Below are 19,036 nucleotides of genomic sequence, written 5' to 3'. Positions count from 1 at the left end.
GGCATGCCGCTCAATGCGCCTCCGACAACTGGTCCAAGATGGCCGGGTTCTCCAGCGTGGAGATGTCCTGGGTGATGGCCTCGCCCTTCGCCACCGAACGCAGCAGGCGGCGCATGATCTTGCCGCTGCGCGTCTTCGGCAGGTTGTCGGCGAAGCGGATGTCCTTGGGCTTGGCGATCGGCCCGATCTCCTTGCCGACCCAGTTGCGCAATTCGATCGCCAGCTTCCTCGCCTCTTCGCCCGTCGGCCTCGGGCGCTTGAGCACGATGAAAGCACAGATGGCCTCGCCGCTCGTGTCGTCCGGCCGGCCAACCACCGCCGCCTCGGCAACGAGATCGGTGCACGACACCAGCGCCGACTCGATTTCCATCGTGCCCATGCGATGGCCGCTGACGTTCAGCACGTCGTCGATGCGACCTCCGATCGTGAAGTAGCCCGTTTCCGGATCGCGCGCCGCGCCGTCGCCCGCGAGATAGTAGCCGCGCAGTTCGGGCGGGTAGTAGCTCGATCGGTAGCGGGCATCGTCGCCCCAGATCGTGCGGATCATGCCGGGCCAGGGCTTCTGGATGACCAGGAGGCCGCTCTGCCCGTTGGGCAGGTCGCCGCCGGTCTCGTCGACGATCGCGGCCATGATGCCGGGGAACGGCAGCGTGCAGGAGCCCGGCACCAGCGCCGTGGCGCCGGGCAGCGGGGTGATCATCTGACCACCAGTTTCGGTCTGCCACCAGGTGTCGACGATCGGACAGCGGCCGCCCCCCACGTGCTTGTGATACCACTCCCAGGCCGCCGGGTTGATCGGCTCGCCGACCGAGCCGAGGATGCGCAGGCTCGTCAGGTCGTGCCTGTCCGGGTGCACGGCGGCGTTTGCCTCCGCCGCCTTGATCAGCGAACGGATGGCGGTCGGCGCGGTATAGAACACCGTCACCTTGTGCCTTTCGATCATCTTCCAGAAGCGGCCCGCATCGGGATAGGTCGGTACGCCTTCGAACACCACCTCGGTCGCGCCGATGGCCAGTGGCCCATAAGTGATGTAGGTGTGGCCGGTGACCCAGCCGATGTCGGCCGTGCACCAGAACACATCGTCGTCGTGCATGTCGAAGGTCCACTTCATCGTCGCCGCGGCCTGCACCAGGTAGCCGCCGCTGCTGTGTTGCACGCCCTTGGGCTTGCCGGTGGAGCCCGAGGTGTAGAGCAGGAACAGCGGATGCTCGGCACCCACCCATTCGGGTTCGCAGGTGTCGGACTGCGCATCCATGATCTCGTGCATCCACAGGTCGCGCGCCTGCCAGTCGATCGCGCCGCCGGTGCGGCGGTAGACGATCACCTCGCGCACCGTTTCGCAGCCGCCGAGCGCCAGGGCTTCATCGGCCAGCGCCTTCAACGGCAGTGCCTTGCCGCCGCGCATCTGCTCATCGGCGGTGACGAGGACCACCGCTCCGGTATCGGCAATGCGGTCGCGCAGCGAATGCGCCGAAAAGCCGCCGAAGACCACGGAATGCACCGCCCCCAGGCGCGCGCAGGCCTGCATGGCCACCACGGCTTCGACCGACATCGGCATGTAAATGACCACGCGGTCACCCTTCTTCACGCCTAGGCTCTTCAGCGCATTGGCCATGCGGCAGGTCCGCGCCAGCATTTCGGCGTAGCTCGTGCGCGTGACCTTGCCGTCGTCGGCTTCAAAGATGATCGCGGTCTTCTCGCCGAGGCCGGCGGCGACCTGCCGGTCCAGGCAGTTGTAAGAGACGTTCAAGGTGCCGTCACCGAACCATTCGTAATGCGGCGCCTTCGCGCTGTCGAGCACCGTCGTGAAGGGCGTCTTCCACTCCACAAACTCGCGCGCCAGGCGCGCCCAATAGCCTTCATAGTCGGCTTGCGCCTCGGCCACGAGCGCGTCATAGGCCGCGCGGCCCGCGACGTGGGCCGCGCGCGCCAGGGCCTCTGGCGGCGGATAATGCTTGGAATGCGGGGCGTTGTCCTGCGTGCTCATGCGTAGCTCCTGTTGGGTTCGGGCGGGTTCCGCATCGTCGACGACATGGCGGTTGCAAACCTTGCGCTAGCGCAACTGCGTGCGCCGTCGCACCGCGTCCAATCGCCGAAGCCAATCCACCCTTCGAGGAGACCTCCATGGAAGACGACCTAGTTGCACGCATCGCCGGCCATCCCCAATATCAGGAGTTGAGGGCCAAGCGCACGCGCTTCGGCTGGACACTGACGGCACTGATGCTGATCGCGTATTACGGCTTCGTGCTGCTCGTGGCTTTCAACAAGCCTTTCCTCGCCCAGCGCCTGGGCGAAGGCGTCATGACCTTGGGCATCCCGATCGGCTTCGGCGTCATCGTGTTCACCATTGCGATCACCGCCTATTACGTCAGACGCGCCAATGCCGAGTTCGACACCCTGTCGGACGCCGTCGCGAAGGCGGTGCTCAAATGAAGGCCTTCTCCCTGGTCGCACGCCGGGCACTGGCGCTCGCCGCCCTGGTTGCCGCGTCCGCGACCGTCTATGCGGCCGGCGCCGATCTCGGCCAGGCGCAAAAGCAGGCGACGAACTGGACGGCCATCGGCATGTTCGGGCTGTTCGTCCTCGGTACGCTGTTCATCACCAAGTGGGCCGCGTCCAAGACCAAGTCGGCGGCGGACTTCTACACCGCCGGCGGTGGCATCACCGGCTTCCAGAACGGCCTGGCGATCGCCGGCGACTACATGTCGGCGGCATCGTTCCTCGGCATCTCGGCGGCCGTGATGGCGGCCGGCTACGACGGCCTGATCTACTCGATCGGCTTTCTCGTCGGCTGGCCGGTGATCACATTCCTGATGGCGGAGCGGCTGCGCAACCTGGGCAAGTTCACCTTTGCCGACGTGGCGGCGTTCCGCTTCAAGCAGGCACCGGTGCGCATCTTCGCGGCCTCGGGCACGCTGGTCGTCGTGGCCTTCTACCTGATCGCCCAGATGGTCGGTGCGGGCCAACTGATCAAACTGCTGTTCGGCCTCGAATACTGGATCGCCGTTGCCATCGTCGGCTCGCTGATGATGGTCTACGTGCTCTTCGGCGGCATGACCGCCACGACCTGGGTCCAGATCATCAAGGCCTGCCTGCTGCTGGGCGGCGCCAGCTTCATGGCGCTGTCGGTGCTGTGGCACTTCGGCTTCAGCCCCGAAGCGATGTTCGCCGGTGCCGTGAAGGTCAAGACCGACCTGGCGCTCAAGGACGGCAAGACTGCGGAGGCGGCCGCGGCCATCGGCCAGTCGATCATGGGTCCCGGCAATTTCGTCAAGGACCCGATCTCGGCCATCTCCTTCGGCATGGCGCTGATGTTCGGCACGGCCGGTCTGCCGCACATCCTGATGCGCTTCTTCACCGTGCCCAGCGCCAAGGAAGCGCGCAAGTCGGTCATGTGGGCCACCGGCTGGATCGGCTACTTCTACCTGCTGACCTTCATCATCGGCTTCGGCGCCATCACCTTCGTGCTCACCAACCCCCAGTTCGTCGACGCCCAGGGCGTGCTGATCGGCGGCGGCAACATGGCGGCGATTCATCTCGCCAATGCGGTGGGCGGCAACGTGTTCCTCGGCTTCATCTCGGCGGTGGCCTTCGCAACCATCCTCGCGGTCGTTGCCGGCCTGACGCTGTCGGGCGCCTCGGCGGTGTCGCACGACCTGTATGCGACGGTGGTCAAGAGCGGCAAGGCCGACAGCGCCTCGGAATTGCGCGTCTCGCGCATCACCACCGTCGCGCTCGGCGTGCTGGCGGTGCTGCTCGGCATCGTGTTCGAGAAGCAGAACATCGCCTTCATGGTGTCGCTGGCGTTCGCCATCGCCGCGTCGGCCAATTTCCCGGTGCTGTTCATGTCGGTGCTGTGGAAGGGCTGCACCACGCGCGGCGCGGTGATCGGCGGCTTCCTCGGGCTGGTCTCGTCGGTTGCGCTGACGATCGTCTCGCCCTCCGTGTGGGAGGCGACGCTGGGCTATCCGAAGGGCTCCGCATTCTTCCCGTACGCCTCGCCGTGCCTGTTCTCGATGACCATCGGCTTCCTCGGCATCTGGATCTTTTCGCTGCTGGATTCCAGCGCGCGCGGCGACGTTGACAAGCGCGGCTTCCTGGCCCAGCAGGTGCGATCGGAAACCGGCATCGGGGCGTCCGGCGCCAGCGGGCATTGAGCGGGTAGTGGACGGGCCGGTAGGCAGGCACACTGTCTACCGGCCCGTTCATTTTTTGTGCCCCGCACCATGACGGAACTGCGCGCAGTCGAAACCCAGCGCGAGATGCTCTCGCTCCTCACTGCGCGCGTGGGCGACGCCCACGTGCGCAAGGCCTGCTACGTCGATGGCGGGCTCGACCTGGTGTCGGTGTGCCGGGTGCTGTCGCAGCAGGGGCTGCGCGACGCGCTGGTGCGGGACGGCCATCGCCTGGGCATCTTCACCACCGCCGACCTGCGCGATGCGCTGCTGCGTCCCGAGGCCCCGGCCGAGCTGGCGGTCCGCGAGGTGGCCCGCTTCGGCCTGGTCGAGATCCACCCCGACGCGGACCTCTTCGAGGCGCTGTGGCTGATGGCGCGCCACCGGGTGCACCGCCTGCTGGTGCGCGACGGCGACACCGTGCTCGGCCTGCTGGACCAGCTCGACCTGGTGAGCTTCGTCGCCAACCATTCGCAGATCGCCGCGCTGCAGATCGACGAAGCCGCCAATGTGGCCGAACTGGCGGCCGCAGCCGCGCGCATCGACACCATGGTCTCGCTGCTGCACGAGGGCGGCATCAAGATCGAGCGCATCGCGCGGCTCGTGGGGGAGCTCAACGCGCGCCTCTTCGCGCGCTTGTGGTCGTTGCTGGCGCCATCCGATCTGGTGGCCAACAGCTGCCTGGTGGTCATGGGCAGCGAGGGCCGCGACGAGCAGATCGTCAAGACCGATCAGGACAACGCGCTGCTGCTGCGCGACGGCTTCGCGTGTCCCGATCTCGAGGCCATCGCCATGCAGTTCAATGCCGCGCTGGCCGAGCTGGGCTATCCCCCCTGCGCCGGGCAGATCATGCTGACCAACCCGCTCTGGCGGCAGCCGCTGGCCGGCTTCAAGGAGTCGCTGCGCGACTGGGTACACGGATCCGACCCCGAGGGCCCGATGCGACTCGCCATCTTCATGGACAGCAAGTCAGTGGCCGGCGACGCGGGGCTTCTGCAGGAGGCACGCCGGCATCTGGAGCGCGTCCTCGACAGCGCAGACGTCTTCCTCGCGCGCTTTGCCAGCGCGATCGATCTGTTCGACCACCCGACGGGATGGTGGCGCAGGCTCACCGCGCGTCACGACGACGAGACAATGGATCTGAAAAAGCTCGGCACCTTCCCGATCGTGCACGGCGTGCGGGCGCTGGCGCTGCAGCGGCGCCTGCGCGTCAACGGCACGGCCGCGCGGCTGCGCTTGCTGGTCGAGCAACAGCAGATCGAATCCGGCCTGGCGCGCGACGTGCTGGACGCGCTGCACTACTTGATGGCGCTCAGGCTGACGCATCAGCTGCGTCAGAAGCAGGCCGGACAAGTGCCAGGCAATGATGTTCGGCTGTCCGAGCTGGGTGCGCTGGAACGTGATGCCCTGCGTGATGCGCTGGGCATCGTGCGCCGCTTTCGCGGCGTGCTGCGGCAACGCTTCCACCTCGACGCCTTGTAGTTCAGGCGAGCCACCATGTTCCAAGGCTTGAGATCGCAACGCCTGCTCGGCCTCTTCGCACTGGGCTGGCTGCTGCTGAACGTGCCGCTGCTCACGCTGTGGGACCGCCCGGTCATGCTCTGGGGGCTGCCGCTGATGCCGCTCGCGCTCTTCGGCGGCTGGGGCATCCTCATCGCGCTGGCGGCGTGGGTGGCCGAGGCACCGGGGGAGCACTGACATGCTGCCCGCTTCCACGGTCATCATCGCCTCCTTCGCCTACCTGGCGTTGCTGTTCCTGGTGGCGCACGTGGGCGACAAGCGCGCACGCGAAGGCCGTTCGCTGATCGGCAACGCGTGGGTCTACACGCTGTCGCTGGGCGTGTACTGCACGGCCTGGACCTACTTCGGTAGCGTGGGCCGGTCCGCGTCGTCGGGCCTGTGGTTCCTGCCGATCTACCTCGGCCCGACGCTCGCGATGCTGATGGCCTGGATGGTGCTGCGCAAGATGATCCGCATCGCGCGCAGCTACCGCATCACCTCCATCGCCGATTTCATCGCCAGCCGCCACGGCAAGAGCACGCTGCTGGCCATGCTGGTCACACTGATCGCGGTGGTGGGCATCCTGCCCTACGTGGCGCTGCAGCTCAAGGCCATCGCCAGCGGCTATGCGCTGCTCACCGCCGCGCCCGGCGCTGCGCTGCAGCAACCCTTGGCCTGGTGGCGCGACAGCACGCTGTACATCGCGCTGGCGCTGGCCGGCTTCACGATCGCCTTCGGCACGCGCCACCTCGATACCACCGAGCGGCACGAGGGCATGGTGGCGGCGATCGCCGTCGAGTCGGTGGTGAAGCTGCTGGCCTTCCTGGCCGTCGGCGTTTTCGTCACCTGGCACCTGTTCGACGGACCGGCCGACCTGTTCGGCCGCGCCGCGGCGCGGCCCGAACTGGGCCGCCTGCTGAGCCTTGGGAACACCGGTGGCGCCACAGCGGCCACCGGCTTTGCGGGCGGCCAGTGGTTCGCGCTGACGCTGCTTGCCATGCTCTCGGTGATCTTCCTGCCACGGCAGTTCCAGATGATGGTGGTCGAAAACGTCGATGAGCGCCATCTGCGGCGCGCCACCTGGGCGTTTCCGCTGTACCTGCTGCTGATCAATCTCTTCGTGCTGCCAATCGCACTGGGCGGCCTGCTGTACTTCGGTGTCGGCCGGCAGAATCCCGAGGCCTTTGTGCTTTCGCTGCCGCTGGCCGACGGCCAGCCGGGGCTGGCGCTGGCGGCATTCATCGGCGGCCTCTCGGCCGCCACGGGCATGGTCATCGTCGAGGCCATCGCGGTCTCGACCATGGTCTGCAACGACCTCGTGATGCCGCTGCTGCTGCGCGCCGGCCTGCGCACAGCGCGCGACCTGAGCGGCGTGCTGCTGGGCATCCGCCGGACGGTGATCGTGGCGATCCTGCTGCTGGGCTATCTCTACTACCGCGTCGCCGGCGAGGACTATGCGCTGGTCAGCATCGGGCTCATCAGTTTCGCCGCCGTCGCCCAATTCGCGCCGCCGATGCTGGCGGGCATGTACTGGAAGGGCGGCACGCGGCACGGCGCGCTCGCCGGCCTTGGCGCCGGCTTCGTGCTGTGGGCCTGGACGCTGATGCTGCCGTCGATCGCCAAGTCGGGTTGGATCCCCGCCGGATACATCGACCAAGGGCCGTTCGGCATCGCCTGGCTGCGGCCCGAGCAGCTGCTGGGCCTCTCGGGCCTGGACAACCTGACCCATGCGCTGTTCTGGAGCCTGCTGGTCAACACCGCCTTGTACTTCGGCGTGTCGCTGCTGAGCCGCCCTTCCGCACGCGAAGCGAGCCAGGCCTTGATGTTCGTCGACGTCTTCCAGCGTACGGAACGCGGGGCCGCCGAGGCTGGGCCGGTGTTCTGGCGCGGCCGCGCCAGGCTGGCCGATCTGCGCCAACTGGCCACGCGATTCCTGGGCGCCGCGGCTGCCGACCGGCTGCTGAACGACTACGCACGACGCAACGGCCTCGCCGGGCCGGAGCAGCTCGCCGCCGACGCGCGGCTGGTGCAGTTCATCGAAACGCAGCTCGCGGGCGCCATCGGCAGCGCCTCGGCCCGGCTGGTGGTGGCCTCGGTCGTCGAAGAAGAAGCGCTGGAGCTGGATGACGTCATGCGCATCCTGGACGAAGCCTCGCGCGAGACGGCGGCGCTGCGCGCCCATTCGCAGGCGCTGGAGGAGAAATCGCTCTCCCTGGAGCGCGCCACCGCAGATCTCAGCAAGGCCAACGAACAGCTCAAGAGTCTCGATCGGCTGAAGGACGACTTCATGTCCTCGGTGACGCACGAGCTGCGCACGCCGCTGACCTCGATCCGCGCGCTGGCCGAACTGATGCTTGACGACCCGGCGATGGACACCGGACAGCGCCAGCATTTTCTCGGCCTGGTGGTGACCGAGACCGAGCGCCTGACGCGCCTGGTCAACCAGGTGCTGGACATGGCGAAGATCGAATCGGGCGTCGCCGAATGGCGCAGCACCGAGGTCGACCTGCGCGCGCTGGTTCAGCAAGCCGTTCAGACTACGCAGGAGCTGTTCCGTGAGCGTGGCGCGGTCGTGGCGCTGAGGCTCCCCGATGCGGTGCCGCCGCTGCAGGTCGACCCCGACCGCCTCACGCAGGTGCTGATCAATCTGCTGTCGAACGCGGCCAAGTTCGTGCCGCAGGGGCAGGGCCGGGTCGAGGTCAGCCTGCACTGCGATGTCGATCGCGTCACCATCACTGTGCAGGACAACGGCCCCGGTGTGCCGCCGGAGCAGAAGGAGCTGGTGTTCGATAAGTTTCGCCAGGGTGGCGATGCCGCGCATCGTCCGCAGGGTACCGGCCTGGGCCTGCCCATCAGCCGTCGCATCGTCGAACACTTCGGCGGCCGGATGTGGCTCGACTCCAGGCCGGGTCACGGCGCATGCTTCGGCTTCGAACTGCCGCTGCACCCCGAGACGCAAGAACTGGAGACATGACCATGGCCTACAAGGTGCTGATTGCAGACGATGAGCCCAACATCGTGATTTCGCTCGAATTCCTCATGAAGCGCGAAGGGCACGCGGTGAGCATCGCGCGCGACGGCCAGCAGGCGCTCGAACTGATCCGCAGCCTACAGCCTGACCTGGTGCTGCTGGACGTCATGATGCCTTTCAAGTCCGGCCTCGAGGTCCTGCAGGCCGTGCGTGCCGACGAGGAGATCGCCGCCACGAAGATCCTCCTGCTCACCGCCAAGGGCCGGGAGACCGACGTCGCGAAGGGCATGGCCCTGGGAGCCGATGCCTACATGACCAAGCCCTTCTCCACCCGGGAGCTTGCCGCGCGCGTGCGGCAGTTGCTCAGCAGCTCCGCATGAAGATCGATGCCCACCAATTCGCCGTGGCGCTCGCGCCGGGAGCTCTCCTGGCGCTCCTCGGCTTGGGGCTCGGCGCCATCTTCGCTGCCACGCTTGCGCCAGACGAGCGCGCCGTGCTGGGCGAGATGATCGCGCCGCGCGTGCCCCTGCTGGTGCTGGGCTGGGCGGTGTTGGCGATCGCGCTGGGTGCGCTGGCGCGTCGCGCCCATGCGATCTGGGTGACCGAGCCGGCCCGGCTGGCTGAAGCCGCGCAGGCCACGGCGGCCGGCGGCGCGCCCCACCGCAGCGCGCCCCCCGCGGAGGCGGCATGCGGAGCGGGTGCCCGGGCGCTGGCCGGCGTCGTCGATGAGCTCGCGCGCCAGTGCGACGGCCTGCGCGCCGACATCGACGCCCGGGTGCAGGAGGCCGCGCGCGGCATCGAGCAGGAACGCAGCCGCCTGGCTGCGCTGATGTCGGAGCTCACGCAGAGCGTGGTCGTGTGCAACCTGGACGGCCGCATCCTGCTCTACAACAATCGGGCGCGGCTGCAGTCTCGCGCGCTGTCGTCTGTGCCGGCATTGGCCGACGGGGCGGAGTTGATCGGACTGGGCCGCTCGATCTACGCCCTGTTCGACCGCGAGCTCATCGCCCACGCGCTCGAAAGCGTCCAACGGCGGCTGTTGCGCGGAGCACCCCAGCCCTCGGCGCAGTTCGTCACCAGTTCGCAGGCCGGTCAACTGCTGCGGGTGCAGCTGGCGCCGGTGCGCGATCCCTCGGCCGTGCCCGGAGATGCCGCGCAGCTGTCGGGCTTCGTTCTGATGCTGCAGAACATCACCCGCGAGTTCGAGGAGGATGCCGAGCAGGACCGCCTGCTGCACGGACTGACCGAAGGCAGCCGCTCGTCATTGGGCAGCCTGCAGGCGGCAGTGGACATGCTCGAGCTGCCCGACCTGGACGCGCCGACGCGCGAGCGCTTCCTGCGCGTCGTGCACGACGAAGTTCGCGCCATGACGGCGCGCCTCCAGTCGCTCGCAGCGAGCGCCAGCCAGGGCCTGAAGACGCGCTGGCCGCTCGAGGACATGCTCGGCGCCGACCTGGTACAGGCCGCCCTGCGCCTGATCGAGGCGCGCTCGGGCGCGCGCGCCTCCGCGCCGGAAGTCGACGCTGGCCTGTGGCTCAGGGTCGACAGCTACGCCTTGCTCCAGGCACTGGCCTCGCTGGCGACCCGGCTGGTGGACGAGTTCGCGGTCAAGCGCGTTCAATTGCGACTGCGCCGCGCGGGCGAACGCGCCCATCTCGACCTGGTCTGGGCCGGCACGGCCATCAGCACCGAAACGGTGACGAGCTGGGAGTCGAGCCCGATGACGGTGGGCGATCGGGCCAGCCCGCTGTCGGTTCGCGACGTGGTCGAGCGCCATGGTGGCGAGTTCTGGTTTCAGCGCGAGCGCGCGTTGCAAACGACTTTCTTTCGCTTCCTGCTCCCGCTCGCTCCACCCCAGGAACAACTGGAGGCAGCCGCGGTGCTGCGCAGCGAAAGCCGCCCCGAGTACTACGACTTCGACCTGTTCCAGCCCGGCATTCAGGCGCGCGAGCTCGACGAGCGTCGCCTGGTGGACCTGGCCTACACGGTGTTCGACACCGAGACCACCGGGCTCGATCCGTCGCAGGGCGACGAGATCATCCAGATCGGCGCGGCGCGCATCGTCAACGGCAAGCTGCTGCGGCAGGAGAGCTTCGAGCAGCTCATCGACCCCGGTCGAAGTATCCCGGCCGCCGGCATTCCCATACACGGCATCACGCCGGCGATGGTCGCCGGCCAGCCGGGCATCGCCGAGATCCTGCCGATCTTCCACGCCTTCGCCAACGACACCGTCCTGGTGGCACACAACGCCGCGTTCGACATGCGCTTCCTGCAGCTGAAGGAAGCATCTACCGGCGTGCGTTTCGATCAGCCGGTGCTCGACACGCTGCTGTTGTCCGCGGTGGCAAGCCCGCACCAGGCGTCGCACGAGCTGGAAGCCATTGCCGAGCGCTTCGGCATCGCGGTGCTGGGCCGCCACACCGCCCTGGGCGATGCGATCCTGACGGCGGAGGTGTTCCTTCGCCTGATCCCTTTGCTGGCGGACAAGGGAGTCCACACGCTGGGCCAGGCGCGCGAGGCGGCGCAGCGCACCTGGTACGCGCGTTTGAAGTACTGAGGCTGGACATGCGGGACCCGGTTCCAGCGCACGGCGCGAAGCCTGTTTGACGCAGCGCAACTCATGACCGCCGCCGCGGCGATAAAACCGTTGTCGCCGCTACCACCCGGAGACCCCGATGCGCCAAACCAAGGATGTCGTATTCCTCAGCGCCGTGAGAAACACCAGGCCAGCGGCTGAGTGTCACGATGCGCCGTCAGAGATCGCGACGGCCCCGGGGCCGAGCCGGCCCGGGCGTTCGCGCAAGCACGCGCAGGTGCTGGACGCCATCTACCAGGCGGCCATCGAGGAGTTCGCGAGCGAGGGCCTGGCCGGCGCGACGACCCAGGCGATCGCCGACAAGGCCGGGCTGTCCAAAGCGCAGCTGTACTACTACATCGAGAGCAAGGAAGCCCTCTACCGCCAGGTACTCAAGGACATCGTCAACGACATGATCGGCGTCTTCATCTTCAGCGGCGAGGACTTCGGACCGCGCGAGATGCTGACCGGACTCATCCGTCGCAAGATGCTGTTCTCCTTCGAGCACCCGCTGCGCTCGCGGATTCTCGCCGCCGAGGTGATGCGCGGCGCGCCGGTGCTCAAGACGATGACGGACACAAGCAGGCAGTGCATCCACCGAGCCACGCTGATGATCCAGGACTGGATCAACCGGGGCTTTATGGACCAGGCCGACCCGATGCTGTTCCTGTTCCACCTCTGCGCCGTGACCCAGTTCTACGCCGACCACGCGGCGCAGGTGGCGCACTTCAGGAGCGTGCCGCAGCGCGACGAGGAGGACCGGCGCTATCTGGTCGAGCAGGTGACGCAGTTCTTGCTGAAGGCCGCTGGCGTGCGTTAGTCACCATTCGCGCGGCTGGCACGCCGCGTGCGGGCGGCCTGCAAGCCGTAGGCGTTCATTTGAGTACAGGCCTGAAAAAGCTGCGTTCATAGCTGAGGATGCAGCGAGTGTCCTGCGCATACTTGAACGCAGCTTGGCACTCTGGGTCTGTGGCAGACAACGCGCGATATTCCTCGTACGCCGCAAGACTTGGGAACGTGAACATGGCCAGCGCAATGTTGTTCGCGCCTTCCGATGGCAAGAAGTAGCCATGGTGCTGCCCTCCAAACCTTTCGACGAGAGGAATCCAGATCTTTCCTTAGTGCTCGAACTCCTTGAGCTTGAACGGATCGATGACATAGCGCAGGTAGCAGGTGACCATGGTAGTTCCGAGATGCTTAACGTTTGACATGAGGGCTGGCCAGGCCAGTCCGTTCTGTCTGCTTGCGGGCAAACTTTAGCCGACCGCGAGCGGCTGCTCCTGGCCGAGGGCCGTCCTACCGTGCGCCCGGCCAGAAGGGCCAGAGGCTACCAAGGAATACGGGCGGTCGGCCGGACTCTGGCGATGTCGCGAAGGGCAATTGCCCTTGGCCATTCGTGCCGAGCCGGGCCGAGGGCGAAGCCGGGATTAGCAGTTGCCCTTTTTTGCCTGTCCCGGCGGGCATTGCTTCCCGTATCCGCCACCGGGATATCCCGGACCGTCGGGGTAGACAACGCAGCCCCCGAGCATGGCTGTTGCGAGAAGTGCAGCGACTAGCTTCTTCATGGCGTGGTCCTTCTATCGTTGGCATTCGAGCATAGCCGCCGTGCTTCATGGTCTCGCGCCGTCATCGATGGGATCGCCGTGTAGGACTTGGCGACGCGCCCGGACTTCATTTGGCTTGATTGGGGTAGAGGGTCCGAACGTCCGTGGTTGGGCCGGATTCTGCCGCAGCTATGGCTGCTCCAGCGCCGCCCCGCTGGTCCCGAAGTGTTTGGCCGCGAGCTCCTTGGCGCGGCGCAGGCCCTCGTCAGTCAGGTAGACCGACTCTTGCCTGCCGTGGGGCTCCGTGATGAGCCCCTTGTCGTGTAGACCGTCCATGACTGCAAAGTCATACCGCTTCCACACGCGTCCGTTCTCGAACTCGAAGACGCCAAGCAACGCCAGAAGCGCCTCTTCGACCTTGACCATGTCGTATTTCATGTGCTCGCCCCTCAACGTTCAGCACGACGGTGACCCTGTGAAAGGGCCCAACCTCTGATTGGCTGCGCCCACTGCACGACTGCAGTTCGACTTTACGATAGTACTTTGGTCATTCGGCCTTAGCCCATCCAATATGGCCTGCCTTCAATTCCGGAAACCGCACAGAGATGAAAGCAAGCAAGAGTAAGGAAGCCGCGTCCTGGAGTGACGTCAAGGCCAGACTGACCCACTTCGACCACGACGGCCTGGTCGGCTTGGTGCATGACCTGTACACGGCCAACAAGGACAATCAAGTGTTCCTTCACGCCCGTTTCGGGCTGGGCGAAGATGTCCTGGAGCCGTACAAGACCACCATCAACCGTTGGCTCTGGCCCGACATGTTCCGGAACCAGAACGCGTCCGTCGCCGAGGCCAAGAAGCCCATCGCGAATTTCAAGAAGGCCATTGGCCAACCGGCGGGTCTGGCAGAGCTGATGGTCTTCTACTGCGAGCGCGCGTCAGGCTTCAGCGTCGAAGTCGGCCTGCAGGACGAGGGCTACTTCAGTGCGCTGGTGCGAATGTTCGAGCAGGCGTTGCAGACCATTGCGAGACTGCCGGATGCGCAGCGGCCCTTGTTCATGGAACGACTGGATGCTGTGTGTCGCATCAGTCAGAACATCGGCTACGGAGTCGGCGAGGCCATGAGCGACCTGCTGGCCGAATACGACAACATCTCACGACGACGTTGAAGGTCGGCGTCTGGCCGAATTCTGCCGAGGCGACGAGGCTGGCGACTTAGAGCGTCGGTCTCACCTCTCATGTCCCGCATGATGGTTGTCGTCGATAACAAGCCCTCACGCGCGAATCAGCTGCGCTGCCAGGCCACGGCGCGGCGCAGGACCGACCGGCGGCGCATAACCCACACGCGCCCACATCTGCACGGTCCGCTCGGGTAGCGGCACGGCCAGCAGGCGCCGAATGTCGGCGTGGGGTCCGGCCTGCTCGGGATACTCCTGCAGGGCCTGCTGCAGCGGCTGCATCGCCAGGCCCTGCCCGGTCGCGGCGAGCTGCACCCGCGCGTAGGCGCGCCCCGCGTTGACCTGGGTCACCCGGTCGTTGCTCTCGGTCAACATCCAGAGGAAGCCGGGCGTGGACGCGAGCTTCTTGCCGAAGTCCTTGATCTGGCTGGTGGTGGCGAAGGCATCGGACGCCGGCGCCTTGCTGCGATCGAACAGGCCGATGCGCTCGAGCAGCACCACCGTCGGGTCCAGCATCGACAAGCCGTCACGGTGCTTCTCGATCTCGGCGGCGCCGACGCGCAGCACCTTGTACGACTCCAGGATCGTGCGCGGCGTGCTCAGCTCGATGCGCCAGGCCTCGGCCGCGATGGCGCGATGCTGTTCCAGCGCGTCGGCCCGGTCCGCGCCGACGAAGCCGAAATGCAAGGGGTGCGGCCCCACTGCTTCGGCCATCGCCTTCCAGGCCTCGGCGGGCACCGGCCGCTGCAGGTCGTACACGCTGCGGTTGGTGCGGCGCGCGAGGATCTGCGCGAACAGCGGGTCCTTGCGCGTGGCCGCATCGGGCATCAGGCGGACGCGCGCCACCGGTCGCTGATCGAGCTTCTCCGGGCCGAACGCACCCTCGGGAAACAGGGTGATGTCGGCACGCAGCCCGCGCTCGCGCGCCGCGATGTCGAGCAGCTCCAGGAAGGTGCCGTGGCTCATCATGATCTGGCGCGAGAACGGGTCGGTCTCGGGCAGCAGCCGGCCAAGGTCGCAGCGCAGCACGATCTCGTCCGGTGTGCGCAGATCCACCAGCCAGGACTGCAGGTTGTGCGAGTGCGGCGCCAGGATCGCGTAGCCGAGGATCCAGCGGCGCGGGTCGGCCTCCGGCCCCGGCCCTTGCCACGGCTCGATGGCCGCAGCGGGCATCTGCTGGCTGCAGCCGGCGAGTGCCGCCGTCGCCGCAGCGAAGACGAAGCCGCCTCCCGCAACCCGAATGAACTTGCGACGATCCATTGCGACTCCTGAGGCCACCTGCCGGGTGACTGTGCATGGGATGCTGCGAATCTTGATGTCCAAGTACGCAGGTGGCAAGCGCACCGCGCGGCGCGCTTGAGCAAGCTCAAGGTAGGGCACCTCGGCGCCGGGTGGAGGAGCTCGGAGCTGAAGGCCGCTGGCGTGCGCCAAGTCGGTACTGCGCGGCTGCACGTGCAACGTGATCCGTTTTGCAGCAGTTGCTCCTCTACGGCACAGCCGCCCGCTGGAGCAACGACGACGCGCCGCGCGAGGCTGGCGGAAAAACTCCATGCCTGACAACGGCTTGCGTCGTCCGCGATGACGCCGCCGCGGCGTGGCCCGCGCTTTGCACTGAGTCGCTCCGCGGGCCGCGTCGCGTCCCGCCATCCGTTTTTTCAACCACCCGACAGGAGACGACTCATGGACATGGCAGAAATGACCCACCTCGACATTGCGAACCCGTACAAGAAGCAATACGGCAACTACATCGGCGGCGAGTGGGTTGCACCGATCGACGGCCAGTACTTCGACAACCTGACACCGATCACCGGCCAGGCCTTCACCAGCATCCCGCGCTCGAACGCGAAGGACATCGAAGCCGCGCTCGATGCTGCGCACAAGGCGAAGGCGGCCTGGGGCTGCACGTCGCCCACCGAACGGGCCAACGTCCTGCTCAAGATCGCCGATCGCATGGAGCAGAACCTGAAGACGCTTGCCGTGGCCGAGACGATCGACAACGGCAAGCCGCTGCGCGAGACGATGGCGGCCGACATGCCGCTGGCCATCGACCACTTCCGCTATTTCGCCAGCTGCATCCGCGCGCAGGAAGGCGGCATCAGCGAGATCGATCACGACACCTATGCCTACCACTTCCATGAGCCGCTGGGCGTGGTCGGGCAGATCATTCCGTGGAACTTCCCGATCCTCATGGCGGTGTGGAAGCTGGCCCCCGCGCTGGCCGCAGGCAACTGCGTGGTGCTCAAGCCGGCCGAACAGACGCCCGCCTCGATCCTGGTGCTGATGGAGCTGATCGGCGACCTGCTGCCGCCCGGCGTGCTCAACGTGGTCAACGGCTTCGGGCTGGAGGCGGGCAAGCCGCTGGCGTCGAGCAAGCGCATCGCGAAGATCGCCTTCACGGGCGAAACCACCACCGGCCGGCTGATCATGCAGTACGCGAGCCAGAACATCATCCCCGTGACCCTGGAGCTGGGGGGCAAGTCGCCCAACATCTTCTTCGAGGACGTCATGGCGGCGGACGACGCCTTCTTCGACAAGGCGCTCGAGGGCTTCGCGATGTTCGCGCTGAACCAGGGCGAGGTCTGCACCTGCCCGAGCCGGGCGCTGGTGCAGGAGTCGATCTACGAGCGCTTCATCGAGCGCGCGATCAAGCGGGTCGAGGCCATCAAGCAGGGCCATCCGCTGGACCCGTCCACCATGATCGGCGCGCAGGCCTCGCAGGAGCAGATGGAGAAGATCCTGTCGTACATCGATCTGGGCAAGCAGGAAGGCGCGCAATGCCTGATCGGTGGCGAACGCAATACGCAGGTCGGTGAACTCGGCGCTGGCTACTACGTCAAGCCCACGGTCTTCAAGGGCCACAACAAGATGCGCATCTTCCAGGAAGAAATCTTCGGCCCGGTGCTGTCGGTGACGACCTTCAAGACGGAAGAAGAGGCGCTGGAGATCGCCAACGACACGCTCTACGGACTGGGCGCCGGCGTGTGGACCCGCGATGGCGCGCGTGCCTTCCGCATGGGCCGCGGCATCCAGGCGGGACGCGTGTGGACCAATTGCTATCACGCCTATCCGGCCCATGCGGCCTTCGGCGGCTACAAGCAGTCGGGCATCGGCCGCGAGAACCACAAGATGATGCTGGACCACTATCAGCAGACCAAGAACCTGCTGGTGAGCTACAGCCAGAACAAGCTGGGATTCTTCTGAAGATGCCCGAAGACGGCGTCAGCCGCGTGTCCGCCACGCCGGCCGCGCAGGCGCTCATCGAGCGCCTGCGCGCCGTGCACGGCCCGCTGATGTTCCACCAGTCCGGCGGCTGCTGCGACGGCAGCGCACCGATGTGCTTCGCCGCCGGCGAGTTCGTCACGGGCGATTCGGACGTCTGCCTGGGCGAGATCGCGGGCACGCCGTTCTACACGAGCCGGGCCCAGTTCGCGTATTGGGAGCATACGCATCTCATCATCGATGCGGTGGCGGGCAACGGCGGCATGTTCTCGCTCGAGCGGCCGACCGGCCTGCGCTTTCTCACGCGTTCGCGCCTGTACGACGACGCGGAATGGAAGGTGCTCGAAGCGCGCGGAAGGCTCTAGCCGCGGCGCGGCTCACGCGAACCCGGCAGCAACCTGCCGGGTTTTTCGCGCGTCATGCGGCTTGCCACGCGAGGTTGCCGTGCTGGAAGATCTGACGCAGCCGGCCGCTGGCCGCGATTTCGTTCACCGTGCGCTGCAGCGCCTGCGCCAGCTCGGTGGCATCACGCTTGACGGCCATGCCGACGGCCCATCCGTCGCGCGGCGCCCGCGGCGAAGGCATCGGCGCGATGGCGAAGCGCGGGTCGCCGCGCAGCACCGACTCCATCTCCGACGCCAGTCCTGCGGCCACCGCCACCTCGCCGCGCAACAGCGCGTGCGCCGTCTCTGCGCCGTCCTTCCATTGCGTGATCAACTGGTTGCGGTAGGCGCCGCCATCGGCGCCGATCAGCAACCAGCCCGCGAGCGACTGGCCAGGCACCGCCACCTTGTCGGCGCCCAACTGGGACAGCGTCTCGAGCCGCGGCACGCGCTCGAGCTGGCGTGCCATCACGACCCGATCGCGGTAGTACGGCGCGAAGATGCTGACCTGCGGGTTGCCTTCCATCAGCGGCCGGTCGACCGGCACGTGCAGCAACACGTCGGCTGGGCCGTAGCCGAGGTAGTGGCCGCGCCACACCATGTTGCGCAAGTCGTCGTTCATGTTCTCGTCGGCATGGAACGGCAGCAGCGAGAGCCTGACGCCCAGCGATTCGGCCAGGGCGCGCGCCAGCTCCACGTCGATGCCCTGGCCGCCGACGTGGAACGGCGGCATGTCGTGGTAGAGGCCGACCGTCAGCGTGCCGCGCTCGCGCACGCGCTCCAGTGGCGTCGCCCGCAGGTGCAGCGGCGCACATGCCAGGGCTGCGGCGCCGGACGCGCCCAGCCAGCGCAGGCAATCGCGACGGCTCGGTGTCTTGGGTGTCATGGACCCTCCCCGCCTAGAACGGCTTGTCACGGCGCGTTTCGAGGTAGGCCTTGATCGCCCAGATGGCTTCCTGGTTCATGACCCCTTCGAACGGCGGCATGTACACCGCGCCGTTGCGGGAACGTCCCTGGCGAACGGTCGTGAGATAGAACTCGTCGATCTCCTTCACGCAGGCGGCCTTCTTGGCGCTGTCCTTGAGCGCTGCGCATTCGTTGTCGATCTTGCGCAGGTCGGGCGCGATGCCGCCGGAGATCGCTTCCAGCCCATGGCAGCGGGCGCAGTTCTGGTTGTAGGCCGACGTGCCGATCTTGACGGCGGCGTCGTTGGCCCGGAACGGGTTCTCGGGACGCCATTCCTGGCCGAGCTTCGGAAGCGCCGAAGTGTCGACCGCCTGCGGCGTCACGTCGCCGTGCGCCCATACGGCGGGGCTTGCGGCGCAGGCGGCGATGGCCAGCAGCCAGGCGCCGTGGCGCATGGCCATGCGCCCGCGCCGGCGGCTGGGTGGGGTGGGTGCGGCCGGCAGATTTCCGTTTCGCTTCATGTCAGGTCTCCGTCATGGTCGTGTTGAAAGATGAGCTCGGTCTGCAAACGCCGTGCCACGCGCCGGT

The 19,036-nt window shown here is 67.0% G+C and carries 16 protein-coding genes and 1 pseudogene; 11 read left to right on the top strand and 6 right to left on the bottom strand.

The window, feature by feature from the left end; all coding sequences use genetic code 11:
- Positions 1 to 10: 10 nt before the first annotated feature.
- The gene (acs, locus tag ACSQ89_RS32275) at positions 11 to 1,987 is read right to left on the bottom strand and encodes an acetate--CoA ligase (RefSeq protein ID WP_436294601.1); all 1,977 of its coding nucleotides are present in this window, start codon (positions 1,985 to 1,987) and stop codon (positions 11 to 13) included.
- Positions 1,988 to 2,124: 137 nt separating this feature from the next.
- On the opposite strand from acs, the gene ACSQ89_RS32270 reads away from it, so the two are divergent.
- The 8 genes from ACSQ89_RS32270 (at position 2,125) to ACSQ89_RS32235 (ending at position 12,041) form a co-directional block, all read left to right on the top strand.
- Entirely contained in the window at positions 2,125 to 2,433 is a 309-nt protein-coding gene (locus ACSQ89_RS32270) for a DUF485 domain-containing protein (protein WP_093110171.1), read from the top strand.
- Positions 2,430 to 4,157 (top strand): cation acetate symporter, encoded by a 1,728-nt coding sequence (locus tag ACSQ89_RS32265; RefSeq protein ID WP_436294600.1) that lies wholly within the window; start codon positions 2,430 to 2,432, stop codon positions 4,155 to 4,157. Before ACSQ89_RS32270 ends, ACSQ89_RS32265 begins: the two co-directional genes overlap by 4 nt.
- Before the next feature lie 69 nt (positions 4,158 to 4,226).
- A complete protein-coding gene (locus ACSQ89_RS32260; protein ID WP_436294599.1) occupies positions 4,227 to 5,657 on the top strand; it encodes a putative nucleotidyltransferase substrate binding domain-containing protein in 1,431 nt (476 codons plus the stop codon).
- 27 nt (positions 5,658 to 5,684) lie between these two features.
- Positions 5,685 to 5,873, top strand: a complete 189-nt coding sequence (locus tag ACSQ89_RS32255; protein ID WP_244504009.1) for a hypothetical protein — start codon at positions 5,685 to 5,687, stop codon at positions 5,871 to 5,873.
- 1 nt (position 5,874) lies between these two features.
- Positions 5,875 to 8,649, top strand: coding sequence for an ATP-binding protein (locus ACSQ89_RS32250; RefSeq protein ID WP_436294598.1), 2,775 nt, complete (start codon positions 5,875 to 5,877; stop codon positions 8,647 to 8,649).
- A gap of 2 nt (positions 8,650 to 8,651) precedes the next feature.
- Positions 8,652 to 9,026, top strand: coding sequence for a response regulator transcription factor (locus tag ACSQ89_RS32245; protein WP_093110175.1), 375 nt, complete (start codon positions 8,652 to 8,654; stop codon positions 9,024 to 9,026).
- Positions 9,023 to 11,203 carry an exonuclease domain-containing protein gene (locus ACSQ89_RS32240; RefSeq protein ID WP_436294597.1) on the top strand — a complete coding sequence of 727 codons (2,181 nt, stop codon included), beginning with the start codon at positions 9,023 to 9,025 and terminating at the stop codon, positions 11,201 to 11,203. The genes ACSQ89_RS32245 and ACSQ89_RS32240 overlap by 4 nt, the downstream gene beginning before the upstream one ends.
- Positions 11,204 to 11,321: 118 nt before the next feature.
- On the top strand, positions 11,322 to 12,041 hold the full coding sequence (locus ACSQ89_RS32235; protein WP_436296836.1) for a TetR family transcriptional regulator C-terminal domain-containing protein: 720 nt from the start codon (positions 11,322 to 11,324) through the stop codon (positions 12,039 to 12,041).
- 55 nt (positions 12,042 to 12,096) lie between these two features.
- On the opposite strand, the pseudogene ACSQ89_RS32230 reads toward ACSQ89_RS32235, so the two are convergent.
- Both ACSQ89_RS32230 and ACSQ89_RS32225 read right to left on the bottom strand, forming a co-directional pair.
- Positions 12,097 to 12,402 (bottom strand): annotated as a pseudogene (locus ACSQ89_RS32230) (NIPSNAP family protein).
- A gap of 552 nt (positions 12,403 to 12,954) precedes the next feature.
- Positions 12,955 to 13,203 (bottom strand): DUF6429 family protein, encoded by a 249-nt coding sequence (locus ACSQ89_RS32225; protein WP_093110177.1) that lies wholly within the window; start codon positions 13,201 to 13,203, stop codon positions 12,955 to 12,957.
- Positions 13,204 to 13,370: 167 nt separating this feature from the next.
- Here ACSQ89_RS32225 and ACSQ89_RS32220 point away from each other — a divergent pair, with 167 nt between their 5' ends.
- Complete coding sequence (locus ACSQ89_RS32220) at positions 13,371 to 13,931, top strand: hypothetical protein (protein ID WP_093110178.1); 561 nt, start codon at positions 13,371 to 13,373, stop codon at positions 13,929 to 13,931.
- Positions 13,932 to 14,036: 105 nt separating this feature from the next.
- On the opposite strand, the gene ACSQ89_RS32215 is transcribed toward ACSQ89_RS32220, so the two are convergent.
- Positions 14,037 to 15,200, bottom strand: coding sequence for an Acg family FMN-binding oxidoreductase (locus tag ACSQ89_RS32215; RefSeq protein ID WP_436294595.1), 1,164 nt, complete (start codon positions 15,198 to 15,200; stop codon positions 14,037 to 14,039).
- Positions 15,201 to 15,620: 420 nt separating this feature from the next.
- Here ACSQ89_RS32215 and adh point away from each other — a divergent pair, with 420 nt between their 5' ends.
- A complete protein-coding gene (gene adh, locus ACSQ89_RS32210; protein WP_093110180.1) occupies positions 15,621 to 17,141 on the top strand; it encodes an aldehyde dehydrogenase in 1,521 nt (506 codons plus the stop codon).
- A 2-nt stretch (positions 17,142 to 17,143) separates the two neighbouring features.
- Positions 17,144 to 17,524, top strand: a complete 381-nt coding sequence (locus tag ACSQ89_RS32205; RefSeq protein ID WP_436294594.1) for a DUF779 domain-containing protein — start codon at positions 17,144 to 17,146, stop codon at positions 17,522 to 17,524.
- Positions 17,525 to 17,576: 52 nt separating this feature from the next.
- Here the strand turns inward: ACSQ89_RS32205 and ACSQ89_RS32200 are convergent, their stop codons facing one another.
- Positions 17,577 to 18,428 carry a substrate-binding periplasmic protein gene (locus ACSQ89_RS32200; protein ID WP_436294593.1) on the bottom strand — a complete coding sequence of 284 codons (852 nt, stop codon included), beginning with the start codon at positions 18,426 to 18,428 and terminating at the stop codon, positions 17,577 to 17,579.
- 13 nt (positions 18,429 to 18,441) lie between these two features.
- Positions 18,442 to 18,903: a cytochrome c-550 PedF gene (gene pedF, locus ACSQ89_RS32195; protein ID WP_436294681.1), complete on the bottom strand. Its 462-nt coding sequence runs from the start codon at positions 18,901 to 18,903 to the stop codon at positions 18,442 to 18,444.
- Positions 18,904 to 19,036: the final 133 nt, after the last annotated feature.

Source organism: Variovorax sp. LjRoot175, assembly GCF_964253805.1.
Lineage (GTDB): Bacteria > Pseudomonadota > Gammaproteobacteria > Burkholderiales > Burkholderiaceae_C > Variovorax.
Note: the sequence above shows the minus strand (reverse complement) of the source record. Positions and strands in the feature narration are given on the sequence as shown.